The sequence below is a fragment of the Cognatundibacterium jejuense genome, from assembly GCF_014284255.1.
GTDB classification, from domain to species: domain Bacteria; phylum Pseudomonadota; class Gammaproteobacteria; order Burkholderiales; family Burkholderiaceae_D; genus Undibacterium; species Undibacterium jejuense.
Map to the genome: position 1 here is coordinate 1 of NZ_JACOFV010000011.1, position 22,594 is coordinate 22,594.

The 22,594-nt window shown below is 47.4% G+C and carries 19 protein-coding genes and 1 other RNA gene; 16 read left to right on the forward strand and 4 right to left on the reverse strand.

Annotated features, from left to right (window positions below; all coding sequences use genetic code 11):
- Positions 1-451 precede the first annotated feature (451 nt).
- From H8K32_RS12285 to H8K32_RS12315, 7 genes are all read left to right on the forward strand, one after another.
- A complete protein-coding gene (locus tag H8K32_RS12285; protein ID WP_186912837.1) occupies positions 452-1,300 on the forward strand; it encodes a DeoR/GlpR family DNA-binding transcription regulator in 849 nt (282 codons plus the stop codon).
- Positions 1,297-2,313 carry an ABC transporter substrate-binding protein gene (locus tag H8K32_RS12290; RefSeq protein WP_246447328.1) on the forward strand — a complete coding sequence of 339 codons (1,017 nt, stop codon included), beginning with the start codon at positions 1,297-1,299 and terminating at the stop codon, positions 2,311-2,313. The genes H8K32_RS12285 and H8K32_RS12290 overlap by 4 nt, the downstream gene beginning before the upstream one ends.
- 136 nt (positions 2,314-2,449) lie before the next feature.
- Complete coding sequence (locus H8K32_RS12295; RefSeq protein WP_186912838.1) at positions 2,450-3,268, forward strand: ABC transporter permease; 819 nt, start codon at positions 2,450-2,452, stop codon at positions 3,266-3,268.
- A 19-nt stretch (positions 3,269-3,287) separates the two neighbouring features.
- Positions 3,288-4,109: an ABC transporter permease gene (locus H8K32_RS12300; protein ID WP_186912839.1), complete on the forward strand. Its 822-nt coding sequence runs from the start codon at positions 3,288-3,290 to the stop codon at positions 4,107-4,109.
- Between the two features lie 5 nt (positions 4,110-4,114).
- Positions 4,115-5,152 carry an ABC transporter ATP-binding protein gene (locus H8K32_RS12305; RefSeq protein WP_186912975.1) on the forward strand — a complete coding sequence of 346 codons (1,038 nt, stop codon included), beginning with the start codon at positions 4,115-4,117 and terminating at the stop codon, positions 5,150-5,152.
- 8 nt (positions 5,153-5,160) lie between these two features.
- Positions 5,161-5,979, forward strand: coding sequence for a phosphodiesterase (locus H8K32_RS12310; RefSeq protein WP_186912840.1), 819 nt, complete (start codon positions 5,161-5,163; stop codon positions 5,977-5,979).
- A gap of 452 nt (positions 5,980-6,431) precedes the next feature.
- On the forward strand, positions 6,432-7,613 hold the full coding sequence (locus H8K32_RS12315) for an acetyl-CoA C-acyltransferase (RefSeq protein ID WP_186912841.1): 1,182 nt from the start codon (positions 6,432-6,434) through the stop codon (positions 7,611-7,613).
- 520 nt (positions 7,614-8,133) lie between these two features.
- Here the strand turns inward: H8K32_RS12315 and ssrA are convergent.
- From ssrA to ompA, 4 genes are all read right to left on the reverse strand, one after another.
- Positions 8,134-8,493, reverse strand: a transfer-messenger RNA (tmRNA) gene (gene ssrA, locus H8K32_RS12320).
- Between the two features lie 59 nt (positions 8,494-8,552).
- Positions 8,553-9,218 (reverse strand): HAD family hydrolase, encoded by a 666-nt coding sequence (locus H8K32_RS12325; RefSeq protein ID WP_186912842.1) that lies wholly within the window; start codon positions 9,216-9,218, stop codon positions 8,553-8,555.
- A gap of 85 nt (positions 9,219-9,303) precedes the next feature.
- A complete protein-coding gene (gene ubiG, locus H8K32_RS12330) occupies positions 9,304-10,008 on the reverse strand; it encodes a bifunctional 2-polyprenyl-6-hydroxyphenol methylase/3-demethylubiquinol 3-O-methyltransferase UbiG (protein WP_186912843.1) in 705 nt (234 codons plus the stop codon).
- A gap of 226 nt (positions 10,009-10,234) precedes the next feature.
- Positions 10,235-10,894, reverse strand: coding sequence for an outer membrane protein OmpA (ompA, locus tag H8K32_RS12335; RefSeq protein WP_186912844.1), 660 nt, complete (start codon positions 10,892-10,894; stop codon positions 10,235-10,237).
- 794 nt (positions 10,895-11,688) lie between these two features.
- Between ompA and gyrA the strand changes: the two genes are divergently transcribed.
- From gyrA to H8K32_RS12380, 9 genes are all read left to right on the forward strand, one after another.
- On the forward strand, positions 11,689-14,373 hold the full coding sequence (gene gyrA, locus H8K32_RS12340) for a DNA gyrase subunit A (RefSeq protein WP_186912845.1): 2,685 nt from the start codon (positions 11,689-11,691) through the stop codon (positions 14,371-14,373).
- Positions 14,374-14,377: 4 nt separating this feature from the next.
- Complete coding sequence (gene serC, locus H8K32_RS12345; RefSeq protein WP_186912846.1) at positions 14,378-15,481, forward strand: 3-phosphoserine/phosphohydroxythreonine transaminase; 1,104 nt, start codon at positions 14,378-14,380, stop codon at positions 15,479-15,481.
- Between the two features lie 279 nt (positions 15,482-15,760).
- Positions 15,761-16,834, forward strand: coding sequence for a prephenate dehydratase (pheA, locus tag H8K32_RS12350; RefSeq protein ID WP_186912847.1), 1,074 nt, complete (start codon positions 15,761-15,763; stop codon positions 16,832-16,834).
- 7 nt (positions 16,835-16,841) lie between these two features.
- Complete coding sequence (locus tag H8K32_RS12355; RefSeq protein WP_186912848.1) at positions 16,842-17,750, forward strand: prephenate dehydrogenase; 909 nt, start codon at positions 16,842-16,844, stop codon at positions 17,748-17,750.
- 56 nt (positions 17,751-17,806) lie between these two features.
- Positions 17,807-19,144: a 3-phosphoshikimate 1-carboxyvinyltransferase gene (aroA, locus tag H8K32_RS12360; RefSeq protein ID WP_186912849.1), complete on the forward strand. Its 1,338-nt coding sequence runs from the start codon at positions 17,807-17,809 to the stop codon at positions 19,142-19,144.
- A gap of 73 nt (positions 19,145-19,217) precedes the next feature.
- Positions 19,218-19,889 (forward strand): (d)CMP kinase, encoded by a 672-nt coding sequence (gene cmk / locus H8K32_RS12365; RefSeq protein WP_186912850.1) that lies wholly within the window; start codon positions 19,218-19,220, stop codon positions 19,887-19,889.
- A 132-nt stretch (positions 19,890-20,021) separates the two neighbouring features.
- On the forward strand, positions 20,022-21,728 hold the full coding sequence (gene rpsA / locus H8K32_RS12370; protein ID WP_186912851.1) for a 30S ribosomal protein S1: 1,707 nt from the start codon (positions 20,022-20,024) through the stop codon (positions 21,726-21,728).
- A gap of 29 nt (positions 21,729-21,757) precedes the next feature.
- Positions 21,758-22,063, forward strand: a complete 306-nt coding sequence (locus H8K32_RS12375) for an integration host factor subunit beta (RefSeq protein ID WP_186912852.1) — start codon at positions 21,758-21,760, stop codon at positions 22,061-22,063.
- Between the two features lie 214 nt (positions 22,064-22,277).
- Entirely contained in the window at positions 22,278-22,592 is a 315-nt protein-coding gene (locus H8K32_RS12380; protein ID WP_186912853.1) for a LapA family protein, read from the forward strand.
- Positions 22,593-22,594: the final 2 nt, after the last annotated feature.

Consider the following 22,594-nt stretch of genomic DNA (forward strand, 5'->3'; position numbering starts at 1 on the left):
CAACCAGTGTGAAAGTAGGTTATCGTCAGGCTCCAAATTGCAACCCCTCTCTGTGAAAACAGCGAGGGGTTTTGCTTTTGTGATTCAGAAATTCTTCTACAATCACCAAGGTTATCAAATCCCATTCACCGTTCACCGTTCACCGTTCTTCGCCCCGCAATGACTCGCTCTTAAACTCTGCAATGTAGGACGGCTGCGACCGTCGATTTCAGTCCGCCTAAAACTACCGTACGGCTTGCACTTTAAAAGCCTAAATAAACTGCGGTCTTTTTTTATTGTTGCTACATTACTCAATGAATTTTTATACATCATTCTGAAGTTTCAAATGAACATGGATAATTGATATAAATTATTCACCTGAAAATTGAATGCACAAATGTAAGGACGTAAACAGTCATGAACGCGTAACAAACCTATCATATAGTAGGCACATGTGAAAATGATTCACCATATGAACATGTCTAAAACGATTCCTTCTGATACATTTCCAATTCCTGTTCGCAGTTCAATTGAACGCGGCGAGGCGATTGTCGAACTGGTGCGAACTGCAGGTTTTCAAAGCATAGAAAGTCTGGCGGCGCAATTTGATGTGACGCCACAAACGATACGACGCGATGTCAATTTACTTTGTGATCATGGTATTTTGCGACGCCGTCACGGGGGCGTTGATGTTCCCAGCACCGGCGAAAATCTCGCCTACCCGATGCGCCAGGTTTTAAACATTGATGCTAAGCGAGCGATTGCCCGTCGGGTTGCGAAGGAAGTCCCTGAAGATGCCTCTTTGTTTTTTGGTATAGGAACAACGCCAGAGCAATGTGCACACGCATTGGTTGAACATACGCATCTGCGCGTCATGACTAACAATATTAATGTAGCTGTTGCCTTATCACCTAATCCTCAGTGCGAAATTACTCTTGCTGGTGGTCGTATCCGCAATCTCGATCAAGATATGGTCTCCAGTGAGGCTCACAATTTCTTTGGCCGTTTTTCCGTCGATATAGGTATTTACGGTGTCGCTGGCGTCGCTGAAGATGGCACATTATTGGACTTCAGCAGTGACGAAGTCCATATGCGGACCGAATTGAGTACACACTGTCGTCAGCGATTCTTAGTCTTGGATCACAGTAAATTTGGACGCAGTGCGACAGTCCGTGGTGGCCACATTACGGATGCAACCGCTGTCTTTACCGACAAACCTATTTCCATTGAGTTGGAAAAGCAATTGCACCAGGCAGGTGTTCGCTTAATTATTTGTTCCGACCCCGTTTTACCCCGTAACTTCAGGAGAAGTGGATTATGAAATTATTCAAGATGAAGCATGTTGTCGCCTCGTTTGCTTTGGGCTTGATCGCATTGAGTGGTAGTGTACAGGCGCAGAACCGCGCAATTTGCTATAACTGTCCGCCAGAATGGGCAGATTGGGGTACCCAATTAAAAACGATACAAATGCGTTTGGGCATACAAATTCCACCTGATAATAAAAATTCTGGCCAATCTATTACTGCAATGATTGCGGAAAAAGCAAATCCCGTTGCTGACGTTGTTTATCTCGGTGGTATTGCTTCTGATCAGGCGCGTGAAGCCGGGATCATCACGCCATATAAACCAAAAAACTGGGATAAAATTCCCGCCGATTTAAAAGATCCGCAAGGTAACTGGTTCACCATTCACTCAGGCACTTTGGGCTTATTCATTAACAAAGCCGCCTTAGGTAAAAAGCCTGTTCCACAAAGCTGGTCGGATCTGCTTAAGCCAGAATACAAGGGCCTCGTCGGTTACCTTGATCCGACTTCTGCTGCTGTCGGGCAGGTCGGCGTGATGGCAGTCAATCTCGCCTTGGGCGGCACTTATGAAAACATTACTCCTGGTATCAATTTCTTTAAGGCGCTGGTCAAAAATCAGGCCATCGTTCCTAAGCAAACTTCTTATTCTCGAGTAATTAGCGGCGAAATTCCTATTCTGATTGATTACGATTTTAATGCGTATCGCGGTCAATATACCGACAAAGCACCAGTCGTATTCGTGATTCCGAAAGAAGGCACCGTAGTTTTCCCTTACGTCATGGCGTTGGTAAAAAATAGTCCTAACCAAGAAAACGGTAAAAAAGTATTAGACTTTGTATTGTCTGACGAAAGCCAGCAAATGTGGGGCAATGCGTATTTGCGTCCGGTATTTGCGGAGAAGTTGTCAGCCGCAGCTAAGGCGAAATTTTTGCCTGACAGTGAATATGAACGTGCAAAACCTGTTGATTTGAAGAAGCTGGCAGCAGCACAAAATATGATCATTGAACGTTATAAGAACGAAGCGAAATAAGGAAGTAATTCGGATCATATCAATGCTCCAAAGCGCCTTATATTGGCGTTTTGGAGCATGAACTGCAACGCTATAGATGAAGTGATCACCAACTGTTCCTTCATGTCATGCCCCCTGTTCTTTACATTCATCGCAAATGCCTACTGAAACCCGTCGCCTGACATTATTATTACTTCCGACAGGAATATTCTTTTCCGCGTTCTTTTTGCTGCCAATGGCCAAGCTATTTATGATTGGTGGTGGTGGGGTCAAAGGCTGGTCAGCATATACAGCTATTCTGACCGACAACAATTATCTGAATTCTTTATTGACGACCTTAGGAGTTGGCCTAGCTACCACGATCGTCACGCTCATCATCAGCGGGATTAGCGGCGTCTTTTTGCAGCGTCATAAATTCCCAGGTAATGCCTTGTTGGTGAGTTTGCTGACTTTACCTTTAGCTTTTCCTGGCGTCGTAATTGGCTTCATGGTCATCATGCTGGCCGGGCGTCAGGGCATTATCGGCGATCTGAGTGAAGCTCTGGGGCATGATCGTTTGGTGTTCGCTTACTCTTTGTCTGGTTTGTTCATGGGCTATGTTTATTTCTCGGTGCCACGTACGATTTTGACCGTCATGGCGGCCGCTGAAAAACTTGATCCACGTTTAGAAGAGGCAGCTCGCTCACTAGGCGCATCACCATGGCGCGTTTTGGTTGACGTAATTATTCCGGGGCTGAAGCCTGCGATGATTTCTGCCGGTGCCATTTGCTTTGCGACAGCCGTTGGTGCGTTTGGTACGGCATTTACTTTGGCCTCAAGTATCGATGTGTTGCCGATGGTGATCTATACCGAATTTACAATGTCTGCTAATTTTGCGATGGCGTCCGCCCTTAGCTTTGTGTTGGGGGTTGTCACGTGGATCGTCCTCGCATTGGCACGTAGCGCAAGTAGTGCAACCGTCGCTGCTGCGGCATAAGGCATGCAAGGAAAAAGTGATGACAAGAAATAGAGTTTTATTTGTTTTGCAGTTGCTATTTACGCTGTTGGTTTGCGTATTTTTGATTGTACCAGTTGGCATGTCTATGCTTGCGGGTGTTACGACGAATTATCAGGTGGGGCTGGAAAGCGGTCTGACTTTGCGTTGGGTATTGGAAGTTTGGGATGGTTATCGCGATACTTTATTCGCATCACTTGGACTATCAGTTGCGTGTTTGATCGTCACCTTGATTCTCGGTATTCCGACTGCCTATGTATTAGTGCGGACACAAAATCGCCTGAGTCGAATTATCGAAGAATTGCTGGTCTTGCCGATTGCGATTCCTGGTCTGGCAACCGCATTGGCATTGATTGTCACCTTTGGTGGAGTGCCCGGTTTTCGGACTTCCTGGTTATTTATTCTGGTCGGTCACGTGCTGTTCACCTTGCCATTTATGGTGCGTTCCGTACTTGCTGTGATGCACGCTATTGACTTAAAAACCCTGGAAGAGGGTGCTGCTTCGTTGGGGGCAAACTTTGCACAACGTTTTGTCGATATCGTATTGCCTAACTGCCGTGCGGGCATACTTGCTGGTTCTCTAATGGTCGTCACCTTATCCGTTGGTGAATTTAATATGACCTGGTTGTTGCATACGCCGCTGACCAAAACTTTACCTGTTGGTCTGGCGGATGCTTATGCCTCTTTGCGTTTTGAAATCGGCAGTGCCTACACCTTGATTTTCTTTTTACTGATCACCCCTTTGTTATTGGCGATACAGGCTATCGGTAAAGCACGTGTTGTGCGCTTTGTACCTGAAGAACTCGCGACAGAAAGCAAATAATGGAAATGCAATCCTCTCTCTCTATTTCGCTGCAACAATGCAGTAAGACGTTTGCCGATGGTACTCGAGCACTGGAGCCAATTAGTCTTGATATTCATGCTGGCGAAACTCTGGTATTACTCGGTCCGTCGGGCTGCGGCAAAACCACGACGTTGCGTATGATCGCAGGTCAGGAACAGCCAGATCAAGGTGGTAAAGTAATGTTTGACGGCGTCGATGTTACTGCATTGCCGATAGAAAAAAGAAACGTCGGCATGGTGTTCCAATCATATGCCTTATTCCCGAACATGACTGTTGCCGAAAACATTGGTTATGGTTTAAAAATCCGCAAAATGCCATCAGCAGAAAGCAAGGCGCGTGTCGCTGAAATGCTGGCGATGATGCAAATTGAACGTCTGGCAGATCGCCGTATTACGCAATTGTCGGGTGGTCAGTGTCAGCGTGTCGCACTGGCGCGGGCGATTGCGGTACGACCGCGTGCCTTATTGCTGGATGAACCCTTAACGGCACTCGATGCCAAACTACGTGATAGTCTGCGTCTCGAAATCGACGGCTTATTACGTCAGTTAAAAATCACCTCTGTCTATGTCACACATGACCAGACTGAAGCAATGGCTTTGGGGGATCGTATCGTCGTCATGGAGCATGGCCGCATTGCGCAAATAGGTACACCGCGTGAAATTTATCAGAAACCTGCGAATACCTTTGTTGCGGATTTCATTGGCATCATGAATCGTTTAAATGGCAAGATCCGTGACGGGATATTTTCTTGTAACGCGGGACAGTTGGCATGGCAGCAGCCAGACACCGCCGCGCATTCGATTTTGTTCCGTCCGGAAGATATTAAAATCGCCGAAGCGCATGAGAATACTAGCTTACGCGGTACCGTCAACACAGCTGTTTTCATGGGCGACCGTACGCGTATTCTAGTCGACGTCGGCGAGCCGCAACCACTGGTGATTGATAGTCATAGCCGCTACGATTTCAAAGCTGGCGATATGGTCGGATTGCACATTGATACGCGTGGCATTATCGTCTTATAGGAGCCACTATGTTAATCGCACAAATCAGCGACACCCATATCAAAATGCCTGGAAAGGTGGCGTATAACATCGTCGATACCGCTCAAATGCTACGTGACTGCGTTGCCCACATCATGCAGTTAAAAATTCAACCGGATCTTATTTTACTGACAGGGGATCTGGTTGATCTGGGGCGTGATGAAGAATACGACTATCTACGTAGCATACTTGCCCCGATCAGGCAGCGTATCATCGCTATTCCCGGTAACCACGACGAACGTGATGCAATGCGTCGTGCTTTTAAAGATGCGAGCTATTTGCCTGCGAGCGGATTTTTACATTTTGCGATCAATGATGAATACCCTTTTCGCATCATTGGTCTCGATACTCTGATACCTTTCTCCGGTGGAGGCGAGTTGTGCCAGGAGAGGCTTGGGTGGTTAGACCAGACTTTACAACAGCAGCCTGATGTACCTACCCTGATCATGATGCACCATCCGCCATTTTTAACTGGTATCGGGCATATGGATGATATTGGTTTGAAAGGCCGTGAGGAATTCGCTGAGATTATGTCTCGCCACCCGCAGGTCAGTGCCATTTTATGTGGCCACTTACATCGCACGATTCACGCTCATGTTGGTGGTCGTCCGGCGATGACAAGCCCCAGTCCCGCGCATCAGATTGAGTTAGAAATTAACCCTTCAGCCCCAAGTCACTTCTGCATGGAACCACCAGGATATTTGCTGCACTGGTGGAACGACGGCCATTTAATCAGCCACACCGCGCTGATAGGCAATTACCCGGGGCCATTTCCATTTTTTGGAAATGATGGAAAATTGATTGATTGAACCATCACCCGGGCTTGCAACCCGGGTTTTTATTTTTGTATCGCTTTTTATGTACATGGGGCGCTATTTTTCAACACCATCGAAATATAAAAAAGCATCTGCTTTCTTATTCGAGACATTTATTAAAGCAAAGAAGGTAGTACAGATAGATTGTCTATCCCCAAGAAACGCACTAATATCAGTGTCCATGTCAAGAAATGAAGTGATGGCTCTCACTGTTCTAATGACAATCTAGACACTTCAACACTCAGCTAACTTGGCTGCTATGCCATTGGGAGAGTCGCATCATGTCAAACGAAGTGATAGTCCAGGATATAACACCGGTTGAAAACACTTCACAAGATGTTGCACTGAACTATCTTGCGTAATTCCTGGTTAATAAAAAATTCAAAATTCAAAATTCAAAATTCAAAATTCAAAATTCAGATTTCAGATTTCAGGAGACCAACATCATGCGCGAAGCCGTCATCGTTTCAACAGCCCGTACCCCGCTCACGAAAGCACATCGAGGTGAATTCAATATTACCTCTGGTCCTGCACTCGCCGCGTTTGCTGTCGGTGCTGCGGTACAGCGCGCAGGGATTGATCCTGCGTTGATCGAAGATGCGATTATTGGTTGTGGCTACCCTGAAGGTACAACCGGTCGTAACATCGCACGTCAAACCATCATCCGCGCTGGACTGCCGATCAGCATTGCGGGCACAACGGTCAATCGCTTTTGTGCGTCTGGCTTGCAAGCCATTGCCGTGGCCGCTGGCCGCATCGTGGTCGACGGTGCGCCCGCGATGATCGCTGGTGGCGTCGAAAGTATTTCTCAGATACGTACACGTGAGGACGGTGCATCTAGCCTTGATCCATGGATAATGGAACACAAACCAGATCTGTATTTATCCATGATAGAAACCGCAGACATTGTCGCCGCACGCTACGGCATCAGCCGCGAAGCGCAAGATATTTTTTCTGAACAAAGTCAGCGCAAAACTTCTGAAGCCCAAGCGGCTGGACGTTACCGCGACGAAATCGTCGCCTGCAGTACCGTAATGGCAGTCACCGACAAGGCCACTGGCACCGTATCGCAACGCGCTGTGACGGTGGATGCGGATACATGCAATCGTCTCGACACCAATTTAGCGGGGCTGGCAAAACTGGCGCCGGTGCGCGGTGTCGAGCATTTCATTACGGCGGGAAACTCTTCTCAGTTATCAGATGGTGCGTCAGCCTGCGTGTTAATGGAAGCTAAAGAAGCGAATCGTGCCAACCTTACGCCATTGGGCGCGTTTCGTGGCATGGTCGTCGCTGGTTGTGAGCCCGATGAAATGGGTATCGGGCCTGTTTTTGCAGTACCAAAATTACTCGCTCGCCATGGCTTAAAAATGGATGACATCGGTTTGTGGGAACTCAACGAAGCGTTTGCGTCTCAGAGTATTTATTGTCAACAGCGTCTATGCATTCCAGATGAACGTCTGAATGTAAATGGCGGCGCGATCTCCATTGGTCATCCATTTGGCATGACGGGGGCACGTCTGGCTGGTCATGTACTGATCGAAGGTCGTCGGCGGGGTATTAAATATGCGGTCGTTACGATGTGTATTGCGGGTGGTATGGGTGCCGCCGGCTTGTTTGAAATTTATTGAGGTAAGACCAGAAGGATTTGAATTTTACCGCTGGGGAAGAAAATTTCCGCCAGGAAGTGTGTGCGTTTTTGCGTGTGAATCTGTCCTCACAATTGGCTGACAAAGTCGGTCAAGGTGAGCACTTATCCAAGACAGGCTTGGAACGATTGTATGTTTCAACGTAAATTTAAACCGCAGCAAAGGGGGGAGTTTTTCAATTTACGGAATGTGACTTTGGCAATGAATGTCACTTGTCTCAAAGCGGTGGGTTACGCTAGAGGCGATCGAGAGGGGAGATTGATATATTATTGAGGATTTGTGCGTTCTTGTTGATTGTTCGGTGATTGGTGGCGAAATTTACGGAATGACTGAAGTCGGGTTTCAGCCTCAGTGAAATAAGTTGCATTGATAATAAAAAAGCCCGCAATTGCGAGCTTTCTCTTGCTGTCATTTTGTTGACATTCTGGTATCAAAACGACCAGAAATAACCACGATTAATGATTATTTTAAAATCGTAAATTTTTGATTTTAAATCATATTCTGGTGGAGTCGGCGGGAATCGAACCCGCGTCCAGAAGCACTCTACAGACAGTTCTACATACTTAGTGCTGCCATTTGATTTAATCTTGACGACGCGGACGCACACGCTGCGGCAAGACGAGTTACCTATTATTTAATCCTGAGCCAAGTAACCCGACTCAAGACGATTCCATATGAATGTCCTTACTGCTGTTGCCAGCCCACCCTATGGACGAGGTAGTGTAAGGTTAGCCGGTATTAAGCGGCTAATGCGTACGAGTTATCGTTTGCAGTTATAAATTTCAGATTGTATTTACGAGGTAGTCTGGCCTCGGTATGCCCTGCGCTGCTTTGCAACCCCTGTCGAAACCTGGTCGACCCCTAAGCCTTGCTAGTATACCTCAATAATGGGGGCGAAGGACAGGGTATTCAATAGCTGCGTTACGCTAAATGTTTGCTACGTACGATTTCCAGCAATTCTAATGGACTATAAAGCACCAGATCAGCATTCCAATGAGTAGGCTCAGTTGCACCACAATAGCCCCATGCTGCGGCAATGCTATACATGCCAGCCGCTTTGGCGGCTTGAATATCGCGCAAATCATCGCCAACGTACCAGCAATGTTCTGCCGCTATTGCCAGCTGTTTTGCCGCTTCGAATAATGGTGCAGGATGTGGTTTGGAGTGCGGCGTGGTATCACCAGAGATGATGCAACGGGCTTGTTTTAAATCGAGCAAGGGCACCAGTGCATCGGTAAAGCGCATGGCTTTGTTGGTGACGATGCCCCACGGTAATTGCAAGGCATCAAGTCCGTTGAGTAGATGTGGTACGTCGTCAAAAAGTGTGCTTTGATCAGCAATTGCTGATGCGTAATGATTTAAAAATTCAATACGCATCGCTTCGTATTCCGGATCTTCCGGTCTGATATTAAAACCAGCGCCGATCAGGCCGCGCGCGCCGGCGGACGCATAAGGGCGCAAATGTTCATAAGGTGTGGGAGGTAAATCCCGGTTGCGGCGCATGACGTTGATCGCGGCTGCCAGGTCTGGAGCGGTATCGGCGAGGGTGCCGTCAAGATCAAATAAAATGGCTTTTGGAATTTGCATGGTATGTGATTGAAATCAAAAGAAGGGGATCAAATATTGAATCTGATCCCCTCCGGAATACGTTGGCGCTGCCCTGTGCTTTATATTAAGCTGGCTTTGTACAAGCAATCATGTAATTAACACTCGTGTCGTTATTAAGTGAATACATTTTTGTCAGCGGGTTGTAGCTCAGGCCTCTCATTGCATGTAATTCCAGGCCGGCATTGCGTACATCCTGAGTCAGTTCTGCTGGAGTAATAAATTTGGCATAGTCATGCGTGCCTTTTGGTAGCAATTGCAGCACATATTCAGCGCCGATGATCGCAAACAGATACGATTTGACGTTGCGATTTAAGGTTGAAAAGAAAACGTGCCCTCCCGGTTTGACCATTCTGGTGCAGGCGCGAATAATCGATGCGGGGTCTGGAACGTGTTCTAACATTTCCATGCAAGTGACCACGTCAAATTGACCTGCTTCCATTTCTGCCATTTCTTCGGCGGGAATTTTTTTATAGCGCACTGATACGCCAGATTCCAGGCTATGCAAATCCGCAACCTTTAAGGCTTTGTCAGATAAGTCGATGCCAGTGACCGTGGCCCCTTTTTTTGCCATGGACTCAGCCAGGATACCGCCACCACAACCGACGTCGATGATATTTTTACCTGCCAGCGGAATGCGCTGATTAATCCATTCCAGGCGTAGTGGGTTGATTTCATGGAGTGGACGGAATTCTGAGGTCGGATCCCACCAGCGATGGGCAAGTTCACTGAATTTTTGAATTTCTGCTGGGTCGGCATTGATGGTAGACATGATGTAATCGCTGAGGCACGCGAGGTGCTAATGGCAAAGAACGTATTGTAGGCGATTCAGAGACTTATCGCATTAGCCGACATCAATTCATGAAAGATTGAGTTGCTGCGTCATTTGCTATGGTGTTGATGTTGGATGGAAGGAGATGAGAAACGAAGAGAAAAATGCAGTAAAAAATAAAAAACCCCGCGAAGCGGGGTTTTTCAATAAATAAACCGGAGTTTAATTATTTAGTTACTGTGTGAGTACCAACAACTTCGATCTCTACACGACGGTTTTTAGCACGGCCTTCTGCTGTTTTGTTGTCAGCAACTGGTTGTTTTTTGCCTTTGCCTTCAGTGTAAACACGGTTAGCTTCGATACCTTTAGTTACCAAGTAAGCTTTAACTGCTTCAGCACGACGAACAGACAATTTTTGATTGTATGCGTCTGTACCAACGGAGTCAGTGTGACCAACAGCAACTACTACTTCCAGGTTGATTTCTTTCAACTTAGCAGCCATGTCGTCCAGTTGTTTTTTGCCTTCTGGTTTCAATACAGCTTTGTCGAAGTCAAACAATGCGCTAGCAGCGAAAGTAACTTTTTCGGAAGTTGGAACTGGAGCTGGTTTTGGTGCTGGTGCTGGTACAACTACTGGTGCAGGAGCTGGTGCAGGTGCAGGAGCAGCTTCTTTTACCAATGGTGCATCGCAACCTGGAACCGCATCAGCTGGTGTCCAGTAGCCAGTGCGCCAGCACAGACCAAATGGATCCATAGCAACTACACCGCGGCCGTCTTGAACGTATGCGCTGTTAGGTGTGCTTGCTTTGATGTCTTGTTGTTGTGCGAATGCAGAAAAAGAAGCCACTGCGGACGCTGCGATAACGAGCTTAACTAAAATTTTCATATTTCTCCTCTCGGGTGAGATTGAATTACCGCAGATAAACTGCGCAAAATGCTGCATAAAACCGGATGATACCATGTGCTTGATGACAATACTATTTCTTCAAGCAGACTTTTACCATTCGTCGCCATTTTGCCATAGATGCGTAAGTCATTGGCATTCTTGTTAATTCGGAAAACTGAGAAAGAGGCAAATATGTCGTGTATTGGCAACGAAATATAAGGAGTTTGATGAAATTAGACTAATTTTAAGCGGATTTTCAGTGGTATTGTTGAATTGTAAATCTTTGTTTTTAGCTCAAATTAGTACTGGTAAGTGTGCTTTTTTTGTCGTTTAAAGATCAAAATTTAAGGATAAAAGGCTATTTTTTTGTTGAAAAAGCGGGTTTTATTCGCACTTAAATTGAAAATTTTGGCCCTTTTTTGGTGTTTGAATGTTGCAATGCAGCAGTTTATTCAAAATTGTCTGGGTATTTTTTGAGACTTTTTAATATACGCACATCATTGAGCTCACTCAGCGTCGCAGATCTGTGCATAAATGCTATTTATGCCGCTTTAGGTGCGTGAGGCATGTTAGAATCAAGAGTTAAACGCTATGTAAATTGATGGATCTTGTGCAATCGTCCTTAACTCAGGTTCTGGATGCATATTATTTTTGTACGCGAAGTCGGGCGGTTATCGTTGATAAAAACGCGTACAGATTTTGAGCAAGCTTACATCACTAGAATCGCATCACGAGATTTACATCAGTATATATAGCGTCGTCAATTAACCAAGCTCTAATTTGCCGGCCTGCCAATGGATCAATTCGCAAAAGAAACACTCCCGATTTCCCTTGAAGAAGAAATGCGCAAGAGTTACCTCGATTACGCCATGAGCGTGATCGTTGGTCGAGCCTTGCCGGACGTGCGTGATGGCTTAAAGCCAGTGCATCGTCGCGTATTGTTCGCGATGCATGAAATGAACAACGTCTATAACCGTCCTTTCGTGAAATGTGCACGTGTGGTCGGTGAAGTCATGGGTAAGTATCACCCGCATGGCGACGCTTCTATTTACGACACTTTGGTACGTATGGCGCAGGATTTCTCTTTGCGTTACACGCTTGTTGATGGTCAGGGTAACTTCGGTTCGGTCGACGGCGATAACGCCGCGGCGATGCGTTATACCGAATGTCGTCTCGATAAAATCGCCAATGAAATTCTGGCCGATATCGAGAAAGAAACCGTCGATTTTGTACCTAACTACGATGGTAAAGAAAAAGAACCATCCGTATTGCCGACCCGTATTCCTAACTTGCTGATCAACGGCGCTTCCGGGATCGCGGTGGGTATGGCGACGAATATTCCGCCACATAATATTACTGAAGTCATTAACGGTGCGTTGCACGTGCTGCGCAATGCAGATTGCACAATTGATGAGCTGATCGAAATTATCCCGGCGCCAGATTTCCCGACTGCCGGTATTATTTATGGCGTTTCTGGCGTACGCGATGGTTATCGCACTGGCCGTGGCCGCGTTGTGATGCGCGCTAAGACGCATTTTGAAGAATTCGGCAAAGATAATCGCACTGCACTGATCGTCGATGAGCTGCCATATCAGGTCAATAAGAAATCTTTGCTCGAACGTATCGCTGAATTAGTGCGCGACAAAAAGCTCGAAGGTATTTCTGATATTCGCGATGAATCAGATAAATCCGGTATGCGCGTTGTGATCGAATTAAAGCGCGGCGAAGTGCCCGACGTCGTTCTCAATAACCTGTACAAACAAACGCAATTGCAAGATACGTTTGGTATGAACATGGTGGCGCTGGTCAATGGTCAGCCAAAATTGCTGAATTTAAAGCAAATGCTGGAATGCTTCTTGTCGCATCGCCGTGAGGTTGTGACACGCCGTACCGTATTTGAGTTACGCAAAGCGCGTGAACGCGGTCATGTGCTCGAAGGTCTGGCTGTTGCTCTGGCTAATATTGATGATTTCATCGCGATCATTAAAGCGGCGCCAACACCGCCAATCGCGAAACAAGAATTGATGACCCGCGCCTGGGATAGCTCCATGGTACGTGAAATGTTGACACGTACCGCGGCTGACAATCCAGGTGGTATCGCTGCTTTCCGCCCAGAGAATCTTCCGGCGCATTATGGTATTCAAAATGACGGTTTATACAAACTGTCGGATGATCAGGCGCAAGAAATTCTGCAAATGCGTTTGCAACGTTTGACTGGTCTGGAACAAGACAAGATTGTCAACGAATACAAAGATGTGATGGCTGAAATCGCTGATTTGCTCGATATTTTGTCGAAGCCAGAGCGCGTGACAACCATCATCACAGATGAATTGACATTAGCGAAAAACGAATACGGCGAAGGCAACAAAGATGTACGTCGTTCAGAAATCACGCATAACGCCACGGATCTGGAAACCGAAGATTTAATTACGCCGCAAGATATGGTCGTGACTTTGTCACACACCGGTTACATGAAATCGCAACCGCTGTCTGAATACCGCGCGCAAAAACGCGGCGGTCGCGGCAAGCAGGCGACAGCAACCAAAGACGATGACTGGATCGAACAATTATTCGTCGCCAATACACATGATTACATCCTGTGCTTCAGTAACCGTGGTCGTTTGTACTGGTTGAAAGTCTGGGAAGTACCACAAGGTTCTCGTACTTCACGTGGTAAGCCTATTGTGAATATGTTCCCGCTGCAAGACGGTGAAAAAATTACAGTCATTCTGCCTTTGTCAGGCGATAACCGTAGCTTCCCTGAAGATCATTATGTCTTCATGGCGACTAGCCTTGGTACTGTGAAGAAAACACCGTTAACGGATTTCAGTAACCCACGTAAAGCCGGCATTATTGCGGTCGATTTGGATGAAGGCGATTTCCTGATCGGTGCAGCATTGACCGATGGCAAACACGATGTCATGTTGTTCTCTGATTCTGGTAAAGCAGTCCGCTTTGATGAAAATGATGTACGTCCTATGGGGCGTACCGCACGTGGCGTTCGTGGTATGAATCTGGATGAATCGCAACAAGTGATTGCTTTGTTAGTGGCAGAAAATGAGCAGCAATCAGTCTTGACAGCGACGGAAAATGGCTTCGGCAAACGTACACCGATCACGGAATACACACGTCACGGTCGTGGTACCAAAGGGATGATCGCAATCCAGACGTCTGAGCGTAACGGTAAAGTCGTTGCTGCAACCCTGGTTGAAGCAACTGATGAAATCATGCTGATTACAACGGGTGGTGTGTTGATCCGTACCCGCGTTTCTGAAATTCGTGAAATGGGTCGTGCAACACAAGGCGTGACACTGATTGCTGTTGAAGACGGTACTAAACTGTCTGGCTTGCAGCGTATTGTTGAGACGGATGCAGATCCAGAGGCGATTGATGCAATCGAATCTGCTGATGCCGCCGATGCTGGTGAAGTCGATGGAAATGCTTCAGGTACAAGTCCAGATGCTAATGTAGCGGAGTAAATAAATGACGGTCATCTACAATTTTTCAGCCGGTCCGGCGGTCTTGCCTAAAGAGGTTTTGCAGCAAGCCGCTGCCGAGATGTTAGATTGGCATGGCAGCGGTATGTCTGTCATGGAGATGAGTCACAGGGGCGCGGAATTCATGTCTATCATGGATGCCGCGCAACAAGATTTGCGTGATTTGCTGGCGATCCCGGCAAATTACAAAATCCTGTTTTTGCAGGGTGGTGGTTTAGGTGAGAACGCGATTGTTCCCATGAACTTAATGGGCTTGCGTCCAGATGCGACAATCGACTTTGTACATACCGGTTCGTGGAGTGGCAAGTCCATCAAAGAAGCGCAGAAATACGCTAAGGTGAATGTCGCAGCCTCTGCTGCTGAAAACGGATTCACCTCTGTGCCTGCACGTGATAGCTGGAAATTGACAGCCGATGCCGCGTACGTGCATCTGTGCACCAACGAAACCATTGATGGGGTTGAATATCATTTCGTGCCGGACGTCGCAGCTGATACCAATGGCGCGCCTATCGTTGCAGATATGTCTTCACATATTTTGTCGCGTGAAATTGATGTGAGCCGTTACGGCGTCATCTTTGGTGGAGCGCAAAAAAATATTGGTCCCGCTGGTTTAACCATTGCGATAGTGCGCGATGATTTATTGGGGCAGGCGTTGCCGTGCTGTCCTTCTGCGTTCGATTGGAAAATCGTTGCTGAAAATGGTTCTATGTATAACACGCCACCAACCTATGCAATTTATATTGCGGGCTTGGTGTTCCAATGGCTGAAACGTCAGGGTGGCGTCGCAGCGATGGAGCAAAAAAATATCGCCAAAGCGACCTTGCTTTACGATTATCTGGACTCGACAGACTTTTATGAAAATCGTGTTGAAAAGGCCTATCGCTCCCGCATGAACGTACCGTTTTATCTGAAAGATGAAACCTTGAATGCCAGCTTCCTTGCAGCGGCCAAAGAGCGTGGATTGCTGCAATTAAAAGGGCATAAATCGGTCGGTGGTATGCGTGCTTCGATCTATAACGCAATGCCATTTGAAGGCGTGCAGGCTTTAGTTCATTTTATGCAGGAATTTGCGCAAGCTTCCCACAAGTAGACTTGCGGTAATATGGCTTGTTGTCGCATCAGCGACGAAAATAATTAAATACGCAATTAAATACGCAATTAAATACGCAATAAAATCAGCGATCAAAAAAATCCTGAAATGCAAACACTTGTTCGGTAGCGCTTTCTGAGCATGGTATCCGCCATCACCTGGAAACCGTAGCGCTGCCGGGCCAGATCACAAGTCTGGTATAGGTACACGAAATATCACGCAGCTCGCCGCGAGTGCGAGCTGCCTACACAACGATCAAACACGGTTTTTAGGTACAGCATGAGCGATAATAAATTACTCCCTTTACGTCAAAAAATAGATGCCATTGATGCGCAGATTTTAGATCTGTTGAATCAACGCGCACGGGTTGCCGAAGAAGTCGGTCACGTCAAAGCAGAAACCAACGCACCAGTGTTTCGACCTGAGCGCGAAGCGCAGGTATTACGCAGCGTAGCGGAGCGCAATCCTGGCCCTTTATTGAGTGACGATATTCAACTGATTTTCCGTGAAATTATGTCGGCCTGCCGTGCACTGGAACGTCGCGTCGTTGTGGCGTTTTTAGGGCCAGTCGGCACATTTAGTGAGCAAGCAGTCTATAAACAATTTGGACACGCAATTCAGGCTTTACCTTGCGTTTCGATCGACGAAGTGTTTCGCGCAACCGAAGCCGGTACGGCAGATTTTGGTGTCGTGCCAATTGAGAATTCTTCTGAAGGTGCGATTAACCGCACCCTCGATTTGCTGTTGCAAACCAGCCTGATCATTAGTGGTGAATTGGCGATTCCAGTCCAGCATAGTTTGATGGGTAAATCCGGCAATATGGAAGGTGTGAGCCGCATCTGCGCCCATTCTCAGGCTCTGGCGCAATGCCAGGCGTGGCTGAACCAACACTATCCGCATATTGAGCGACATGCGGTTGCTTCCAATGCAGAAGCAGCGCGCATGGCGAGTGGCGATTTCACCGTTGCGGCGATTGCCAGCGAGATCGCAGGTCAGCAATACAATCTCGGCATCGTCAGTGCGCATATTCAGGATGATCCGCATAATCGCACTCGTTTTGCGGTCGTCGGGCGTTTGCAAACCACGCCAAGTGGCAAGGATCAAACCTCGATCGTTTTAGCAACGCCAAACAAAGCCGGTGCTGTCTACAACCTGCTGGCGCCGCTCTCTAAACACGGTGTTTCGATGACGCGTTTTGAGTCGCGTCCGGCACGTACGGGCAATTGGGAATATTACTTCTACGTTGACGTAGAAGGGCATGTGCAGGACACCAAGGTGGCAGCAGCCATGGCAGATTTGAATGACAAGGCGGCCTTCTTTAAGGTCCTGGGTTCTTACCCGTGTACTTTGTGAGCGAACGATGCAAACAGTGTTTAATCGTATCGCCATTTTCGGTGTTGGTTTAATCGGTGGTTCATTTGCCTTAGCGTTAAAAAAGTCTGGCGCGGTCAGGCAAATCGTAGGCGTTGGTCGTAGTCGTACATCGCTGGAAACAGCGCAGCAGTTGGGCATCATTGATCATATTGCTGATTCGGTCGAAGAGGCTGTTGCCGGCAGCGATCTGATTATGATTGCAGCACCTGTCGCGCAAACTGAAAGCATCTTGCGTGCGATCGTGCCATTTTTGAATGCGAAAACCATCGTTACTGATGCAGGAAGTACCAAGGCAGATGTGGTGCTCGCGGCACGTGCGGCTTTGGGTAACAAAATCGCACAATTTGTTCCTGCGCATCCTATTGCAGGGCGTGAGTTGAATGGTCCGGAAGCTGCATTGACTGATTTGTACGTTTGTAAAAAAGTCGTGATTACGCGTTTGCCAGAAAATACCAATGACGACGTGGCGGCAGTTGCCTGGGCATGGCAACAATGCGGCGCGATCATTCATCAGCTTAATCCCGCGCAGCACGACGCTGTATTTGCGGCGGTCAGTCATTTGCCACACTTGCTGGCGTATGCCTTGGTGGACGATGTGGCACGTAAGCCGCATGCAGATACCTTGTTCCAATATGCCGCCAGTGGTTTTCGGGACTTTACGCGGATCGCTGGTTCTTCGCCGGAAATGTGGCGCGACATTACGCTTGCCAACCGCGTGGCAATGCTGGAAGAGTTGGATTCTTACACCGCACGTTTAGCGATACTGCGCGAACATCTGGTGCAGGCGGATGGAGCTGCAATTGAAGACATTTATAGCAATGCGCAAAAGGCGCGGCATAATTGGATTAGCGCGATTGAAGCAGCCGAAAAACAGCAGCGAGAAGGTGGCGATTAATTGCCGCGGCTTTTAATTTATCCAAAGATAAAACCCAAATAAAAGATCAAACGAGAATGACACAACACAGCAAACATTATCCGCATTACATCGATTTGCAACCTGTGATGCAAGTTCAGGGAACAGTGCGCCTGCCGGGTTCTAAAAGTATTTCTAATCGTACATTGCTGTTGGCCGCCTTATCTGAAGGTGTGACCGAAATTAAAGACTTGTTGTCCTCTGATGACACGATGGTGATGCTCAATGCCTTGCAAAAATTGGGCGTACATTGGGAACGTGACGGCGAAACACAGAACTACATCGTGCATGGTGCCAGTGGTAATTTCCCACATCATAACGCGGATCTGTTTATGGGCAATGCGGGTACCGCGATACGTCCATTAGTCGCAGCCCTGGCAGTGCTCGGTGGCGATTACACGGTGCATGGCGTTGCGCGCATGCATGAGCGCCCGATCGGCGATCTGGTCGAAGCTTTAAATCACGCTGGTGCGCAAATCGATTACACCGGCAATCCTGGTTATCCGCCCTTGCACATACGCCGCGGGCATATCCACGCTCAGCGTTTGCAAGTCAAGGGTAATGTATCCAGCCAGTTTTTAACGGCCTTGCTGATGGCGGCGCCTCTCATGGCGAAAGCGCATGATGTTGTGATTGAAGTCGTTGGTGAATTGATTTCTAAGCCGTATATAGAAATTACGCTTAATCTCATGCAAAGATTTGGCGTCGAAGTGCAACGCGATGCGTGGCAAGTATTTACCATTAAGCAAGGACAACATTACAAATCACCTGGCGTGGTGCATGTCGAAGGTGATGCATCATCGGCTTCGTATTTCCTGGCAGCGGGCGCTATTGCCGGCGGTCCGGTGCGAGTTGAGGGGGTCGGGCGTGACAGTATTCAAGGTGACGTTCGCTTTGCCGAAGCATTGGAGCAAATGGGCGCGACCATTACCCGTGGCGATAACTGGATAGAAGTGCGATCGAATGGCATATTGCAATCGATTGATATGGATTTCAATCATATTCCTGATGCCGCAATGACGATTGCGATTGCGGCGTTATATGCCAATGGCACCACCACGTTGCGTAACATTGCGAGCTGGCGCGTCAAAGAAACTGATCGCTTATCAGCCATGGCAACGGAATTGCGCAAGCTAGGTGCGATAGTGGAAGAGGGGGCTGATTACATGAAAGTCACCCCGCCAGCGCAAATCTTGCCAGCAACGATCGATACTTACGACGATCATCGTATGGCAATGTGTTTTTCGCTCGCAAGTTTGGATGGTAAAGCCAGACGCGGTGCAGTGATGCGTATCAATGATCCGCAATGTGTTGCCAAGACCTTTCCGGATTATTTTGAAGCATTTGCTAAAATTAACCATACAGAGCTTTTTTGATACTCCCCCTTGTATTAAAAATACCTCTTGTACTTGTAATGACAATTGAATGAATTTTACGGATACTCCCCCTATGAGCTTACTCAGCCCGGTAATTACGATTGATGGTCCAACCGCTTCCGGTAAGGGTACAGTCGCGCATCGCGTCGCGAAGCATCTGGGTTATCACTACCTCGATTCAGGCGCCTTGTATCGCCTGACTGCGTTAATGGCCCAAAACAAAGGCGTTGCGCTGGATGATGAGCCTGCAATCGCTGCGTTGGCTCGTGCCTTACCTTGTCGTTTTGATCATGGCCACGTTTTGCTGGAAGATGTGGATGTTACAGACGAAGTGCGTGCCGAAGCGATTGGAGTCGCAGCCTCCAAAATTGCTGTGCTGCAAGAGGTGCGCAAGGCATTGGTGGATTTGCAAGTATCTTTCAGAAATACACCTGGTCTGGTAGCAGACGGGCGCGATATGGGGACAGTTATTTTCCCGGATGCGCAGTTAAAAATTTTCTTAACAGCAAGTGCTGAGGCGCGCGCAAGTCGTCGATATAAGCAATTGATTGAAAAGGGAATTTCTGCTAATATGGAAAACTTGGTAAAAGATTTGATAGAACGTGACGCAAGGGATAGTGCCCGAACCGCAGCGCCGCTCAAGCCTTCACCAGATGCAATTATTCTCGATACGTCAGAAATTACCGCTGAACAAGCGGTGCAAAACGTGTTGGAATGGTTTGCAAAAACACAAAAATCTGCGTAATTTTTTAAAGATCCTTGTGTTGTACGTCCCCTTTAATGAGGCAAGCTTGTTAAAGGGTTGTTTAACCTAACCCGGTAAATAGTGCCATTGTGCTATTCCGGCTAACTCGTAAATATTATGTCTACTGTATTCATGTCCCAAGATTTCGCAACCGGTGCAGACAGCTTCGCAGCTTTGTTCGAAGAGTCCCTGTCACGTCAGGATATGCGTTCCGGTGAAGTGATTTCTGCTGAAGTCGTTCGTATCGACCACAACTTCGTGATCGTGAACGCAGGCTTGAAGTCTGAAGCCTTCATCCCTGTTGAAGAATTCAAAAACGACCAGGGCGACCTGGAAGTTAATATCGGCGATTTCGTTTCCGTAGCGATTGACTCGCTGGAAAACGGTTTCGGCGACACAATTTTGTCCCGTGACAAAGCTAAACGTCTGGCTTCCTGGCTCGCGCTGGAAAAAGCGCTGGAGTCTGGCGAGATCGTTACTGGTACAGTTAATGGTAAAGTTAAAGGTGGTTTGACTGTTCTGACGAACGGCATCCGCGCTTTCTTGCCAGGTTCTTTGGTTGATACACGCCCAGTTAAGGATACAACTCCTTACGAAGGCAAAACCATGGAATTCAAAGTTATCAAGCTTGACCGCAAACGTAACAACGTTGTTCTGTCCCGCCGCGCTGTTGTTGAAGCGTCCATGGGCGAAGAGCGTCAAAAATTGATGGAAACCCTGAAAGAAGGCACAGTGGTTACTGGTGTTGTTAAAAACATCACCGACTACGGCGCGTTCGTTGATCTGGGCGGCATCGATGGCTTGTTGCACATCACTGACTTGGCATGGCGTCGTGTACGTCACCCTTCCGAGGTGTTGACAGTTGGTCAAGAAATCACTGCAAAAGTATTGAAATTCGACCAAGAGAAAAACCGTGTTTCCCTGGGCGTAAAACAATTGGGCGACGATCCATGGACAGGTTTGTCACGTCGTTACCCAGCGAACACACGTTTGTTCGGTAAAGTAACTAACCTGACCGACTACGGCGCGTTCGTTGAAGTAGAACAAGGTATCGAAGGTCTGGTACACGTTTCCGAAATGGACTGGACAAACAAAAACGTTGCACCAAACAAAGTAGTTCAATTGGGCGACGAAGTTGAAGTCATGGTTCTGGAAATCGACGAAGAACGTCGTCGTATCAGCCTCGGCATGAAACAATGTAAAGCTAATCCTTGGGATGATTTCGCGATCAATCACAAGAAAGGCGACAAAGTTCGTGGCGCAATCAAATCTATCACTGACTTCGGCGTGTTCATCGGCTTGTCCGGCAACATCGACGGTCTGGTACATTTGTCTGACTTGTCCTGGAACGAAGCTGGCGAAGAAGCAGTTCGCAAGTTCAAGAAAGGTGACGAGCTGGAAGCCATCGTTCTGGCAATCGACGTTGAGCGTGAGCGCGTTTCCCTGGGCGTTAAGCAATTGGAAGGTGACCCATTCAACAACTACTGCGCAATGAACGACAAAGGTGCGATCGTTGTTGGTACAGTGAAATCTGTTGAAGCTAAAGGTGCAGTAATCCAATTGGCAGACGACGTTGAAGGCTACCTGCGTGCATCAGAAATCTCCCGCGACCGCGTGGAAGATGCTGGTACACACCTGAAAGTTGGCGACAGCGTTGAAGCTTTGGTTCTGAACATCGACCGTAAAGCACGTGGTATCCAGTTGTCTATCAAAGCAAAAGATAGCGCTGAAACACAAGAAGCAATGCAAAAAATGTCGACAACAGTTGATGCTAACGCAGCTTCTGGTACTACAAGCCTGGGCGCGTTGTTGAAAGCTAAGCTCGACAACAAAAACTAAGCTTAATCTAGTCATTAGGTCTTATACATATGACGAAGTCGGAGCTGATAGCTCGTCTGGCAGAGCGATATCCACAGCTGGTAGCTAAAGATGTGGATGTCGCAGTCAAAACCATCCTTGATGCAATGTCCGATGCTTTGGCAACCGGACAGCGCATTGAGATCCGTGGTTTCGGCAGTTTCGCTCTGAACAGTCGTCCACCAAGGATAGGTCGTAATCCTAAGTCTGGCGATAAAGTGATGGTTCCTGAAAAACGGGTACCGCATTTTAAACCAGGTAAGGAATTGCGCGAACGTGTCGATGCCATGGTTGGGCAGCCGATACGTGATGATTAGACGGGTCGTCGGACTTTGCGATTGACGCAAAATAAGAACGGTATATCGGTTTTTCCGGTATGCCGTTTTTTTTCAGTACAATGTCTACTTTATTACTCAATTAGTTCACAATATTAGTTCACAATATCGGCGGACTTACGCAAAATTACCTCAATGTTGGTACGGCACTTGATGCGGTACTTGGTGTGCTACTCTCCATTTTTAGGATGCGTCCATGAAATATGTTTCCAGACTGCTTACTCTTATACTCTTCGTTTTGTTTTTTGGTTTTGCCTTAAAGAATGATAGCGAAGTGACGCTCCGTTATTTTTTCGGATATGAGCAAAAAGCGCCGTTGGTCATCATGCTTCTGGTGTTCTTTGTTGCAGGTGCAGTGTTGGGAATTTTAGCGATGGTACCAATGGTATTTCGACATCGTCGAGACCTGCATCGTCATAAAAAGACGTTGGCCGAAATTGAAAAAGAACGGGAAGAGGCAGAGCGTGCCAGCACACAGGCGCCACAACCTGATAGCATTCGTAACACTTAAAT

Coding starts and splice junctions, on each gene's coding strand:
- H8K32_RS12290 (WP_246447328.1), top strand. CDS start 1,297: ATGAAATTATTCAAGATGAAGCATGTTGTCGCCTCGTTTGCTTTGGGC.
- serC (WP_186912846.1), top strand. CDS start 14,378: ATGACGGTCATCTACAATTTTTCAGCCGGTCCGGCGGTCTTGCCTAAA.
- H8K32_RS12300 (WP_186912839.1), top strand. CDS start 3,288: ATGACAAGAAATAGAGTTTTATTTGTTTTGCAGTTGCTATTTACGCTG.
- H8K32_RS12375 (WP_186912852.1), top strand. CDS start 21,758: ATGACGAAGTCGGAGCTGATAGCTCGTCTGGCAGAGCGATATCCACAG.
- H8K32_RS12285 (WP_186912837.1), top strand. CDS start 452: ATGAACATGTCTAAAACGATTCCTTCTGATACATTTCCAATTCCTGTT.
- H8K32_RS12305 (WP_186912975.1), top strand. CDS start 4,115: ATGCAATCCTCTCTCTCTATTTCGCTGCAACAATGCAGTAAGACGTTT.
- gyrA (WP_186912845.1), top strand. CDS start 11,689: ATGGATCAATTCGCAAAAGAAACACTCCCGATTTCCCTTGAAGAAGAA.
- H8K32_RS12315 (WP_186912841.1), top strand. CDS start 6,432: ATGCGCGAAGCCGTCATCGTTTCAACAGCCCGTACCCCGCTCACGAAA.
- H8K32_RS12295 (WP_186912838.1), top strand. CDS start 2,450: ATGCCTACTGAAACCCGTCGCCTGACATTATTATTACTTCCGACAGGA.
- H8K32_RS12325 (WP_186912842.1), bottom strand. CDS start 9,218: ATGCAAATTCCAAAAGCCATTTTATTTGATCTTGACGGCACCCTCGCC.
- ompA (WP_186912844.1), bottom strand. CDS start 10,894: ATGAAAATTTTAGTTAAGCTCGTTATCGCAGCGTCCGCAGTGGCTTCT.
- H8K32_RS12355 (WP_186912848.1), top strand. CDS start 16,842: ATGCAAACAGTGTTTAATCGTATCGCCATTTTCGGTGTTGGTTTAATC.
- H8K32_RS12380 (WP_186912853.1), top strand. CDS start 22,278: ATGAAATATGTTTCCAGACTGCTTACTCTTATACTCTTCGTTTTGTTT.
- ubiG (WP_186912843.1), bottom strand. CDS start 10,008: ATGTCTACCATCAATGCCGACCCAGCAGAAATTCAAAAATTCAGTGAA.
- H8K32_RS12310 (WP_186912840.1), top strand. CDS start 5,161: ATGTTAATCGCACAAATCAGCGACACCCATATCAAAATGCCTGGAAAG.
- rpsA (WP_186912851.1), top strand. CDS start 20,022: ATGTCCCAAGATTTCGCAACCGGTGCAGACAGCTTCGCAGCTTTGTTC.
- pheA (WP_186912847.1), top strand. CDS start 15,761: ATGAGCGATAATAAATTACTCCCTTTACGTCAAAAAATAGATGCCATT.
- cmk (WP_186912850.1), top strand. CDS start 19,218: ATGAGCTTACTCAGCCCGGTAATTACGATTGATGGTCCAACCGCTTCC.
- aroA (WP_186912849.1), top strand. CDS start 17,807: ATGACACAACACAGCAAACATTATCCGCATTACATCGATTTGCAACCT.